Origin of the sequence: Candidatus Magnetobacterium casense, assembly GCF_019173545.1 — a bacterium.
Classification (GTDB): Bacteria; Nitrospirota; Thermodesulfovibrionia; order Thermodesulfovibrionales; family Magnetobacteriaceae; genus Magnetobacterium; species Magnetobacterium cryptolimnobacter.
Genome location: NZ_JABXWD010000496.1, coordinates 1 through 2,217 on the forward strand (window position 1 = coordinate 1; position 2,217 = coordinate 2,217).

The 2,217-nt window shown below is 48.2% G+C and carries 3 protein-coding genes; 1 reads left to right on the forward strand and 2 read right to left on the reverse strand.

The window, feature by feature from the left end:
* The coding region (locus HWQ67_RS16810; protein WP_218253841.1) for a hypothetical protein at window positions 1-206 on the forward strand (206 nt) is incomplete at its 5' end.
* Here the strand turns inward: HWQ67_RS16810 and HWQ67_RS16815 are convergent.
* Both HWQ67_RS16815 and wbaP read right to left on the reverse strand, forming a co-directional pair.
* Complete coding sequence (locus tag HWQ67_RS16815; RefSeq protein ID WP_218253842.1) at window positions 203-370, reverse strand: toll/interleukin-1 receptor domain-containing protein; 168 nt, start codon at window positions 368-370, stop codon at window positions 203-205. The genes HWQ67_RS16810 and HWQ67_RS16815 overlap by 4 nt on opposite strands.
* A 92-nt stretch (window positions 371-462) precedes the next feature.
* Window positions 463-1,905, reverse strand: coding sequence for an undecaprenyl-phosphate galactose phosphotransferase WbaP (gene wbaP / locus HWQ67_RS16820; protein WP_218253843.1), 1,443 nt, complete (start codon window positions 1,903-1,905; stop codon window positions 463-465).
* Window positions 1,906-2,217 lie beyond the last annotated feature (312 nt).

Below are 2,217 nucleotides of genomic sequence, written 5' to 3' on the forward strand. Positions count from 1 at the left end.
TATCGATGTCGTTGATACTAATAGTATCTCTTCCCTTTAGAAAAACAGGTACATTAATATTAGACAGAAATTCCTCTTTTGTCAATCCACACAGCAAAACAGCAATCAGTATGCGCCGTGACCAGGAAACTCCAATTTCTGCCCAGATATATGGACGACTAATAGCCCGGGGAGTATACAACACTAAATGTTCACTTGTCTTTTAAAGCATGTTACGAATTTCTTCCTCAAATTCTGTTCCAACATATCCACCAACCTCTTCAAGAAAAGGTTGTGCCCCACGTGAGGTTATTTCATCCGCGACTTTTTTTGCCACCCAAGTGTCGGTCCCACAATGACTTATGAACACTATTCTTCTCTTTTTTGCCATACTTTTAACTATTTCCCTTGCTATCTGTCGTCTTATAATTATAGATTAGCACATCCCCGGATAATTTGACAACGTTACGAAATAACAACATCTCATCTGGCCCCCTTCATAAAGAACACCACCGAAACGGTCTTTATCAGTATGACGATGTCAAGCCACAGGGACCAGTTCATGATGTACCAGCTATCGAGCCTGATCCTGTAGTCGTAGGTGGTATCGTTTCTGCCCGATACCTGCCACAGTCCCGTGATACCGGGCAGCACGGAAAAACATGCCTCGGCCAACTCCTTGTAGTAGGTCTCCACCTCGTGTTCGGTCACAGGACGCGGACCAATAATGCTCATCTCCCCCTTGAGGACATTGAATATCTGTGGCAACTCATCCAGCGATGTCTTTCGCAGAAAGTTTCCTATCCTGGTGACCCTGGGGTCGTTTGTCAACTTGTAGTGCTGCTGCCACTCCCTTAGATTGGAGTCGCTCTGCAGGAGGGAGGCAAGCATGGTGTCGGCATCCTTGACCATCGTGCGAAACTTGTAGCACTTAAATAGTCTTCCTCCCTTGCCGATCCTCAGGTGCGAATAGATAACAGGCCCCCGTGACTCAAGCCGTATGAGCAGCCCAATAATCCCAACCATAATCAACAGCATCGGCAATAGGACAATGCCCGAAACAATATCAAACAATCGCTTTATAATGCGGTTTTTGACAAACTTGAGGTTGTTCCTGATCTTCAGCAGGAATATCTCCTCATAAAACAGGTGTAGCAGCTCCGTGTTTAACAGCGCCACACCACAGAGGTCTGGCACGATCATGATGTCATTTATGCACAGTTGCAGTTCAAAGGCAAGCGTGGCGATACGCTTGGGGCCAAGTGAGGGCAGGGCAATTATTACCGTGCTTACCTTGAGATTTTTGATCAGTTGCGCATAGCTGCATATCTCTCCAAAGACCATCTTGCCATCGACCAGGGTGTTTATCTTCTGTCGGTCGTCATCGAGGAAGCCCACAACCTCAATGCCGATGGCCTTCTCACGTGTCAACCATTGGTTAACAAGCCTGCCGGTGTTACCCGCTCCGAGTATAAGCGCCCTGGTCTTAAAGATGCAAAACCTAAAAAGCGCCCTCTTGCCCAACAACCGGCATACAGGAAAGACAAAGAGCGATATGCACCACAGCAGCACCAGGATCACACGTGATATCTCTGCCGACATCTGGCCGATATTGACGATCACCATGACAATCAACATACTCAACGTAATGCTTGTGCTCAACCGCCTGGTGTCATCCCAGAAGGGCAGTCTGGTGCCGTACATCCCGTTATAGGCATTGAACGACACATAAGTAACCGGCACCCACCACAACCCCACATACATAGCAAAGGTGAAGTTTTCGGTCAACCCTCCAAACACCAGGGGCAACAGGTCGTCCCTGATATACCAGGCGGCAAACAGCGACGCATAAAAGGCCAGGACATCCAGACAGACCAGAAAAAAGACCCGCACCAACTGTATTAAAAACTGTCTCCTGGCAGTCATAGTTTAAACAATCAAGACCGTTTTTCTTCTGCCATGTACCAAGGCCCTTGACATTGCAAACTGCATAGTCTTATCTTAGCAAATTCCACAGACTTTGTGTGCATGAAATTAACGCAGGACAGGGCAATCGCAAAGGTTGCGCAGGAAGGGGTCAAGGGGGCTGGCCCCCTTGCGGGGGGTTCTAAAGGGGGGCGGAGGGGGTGGGGCACCCCTGCCACAAACCGCCCCTTTCTTTTCTCTTATGGTCAAATGCGATTGCCATGTAACGCAGGACTATCAGGGATATCAGGACGGTATGACGCAGTGTATGTG

What these genes read in the sequence shown, in the direction of transcription:
- HWQ67_RS16815 (WP_218253842.1), bottom strand. Translation starts at nt 370, where the DNA reads ATGGCAAAAAAGAGAAGAATAGTGTTCATAAGTCATTGTGGGACCGAC.
- wbaP (WP_218253843.1), bottom strand. Translation starts at nt 1,905, where the DNA reads ATGACTGCCAGGAGACAGTTTTTAATACAGTTGGTGCGGGTCTTTTTT.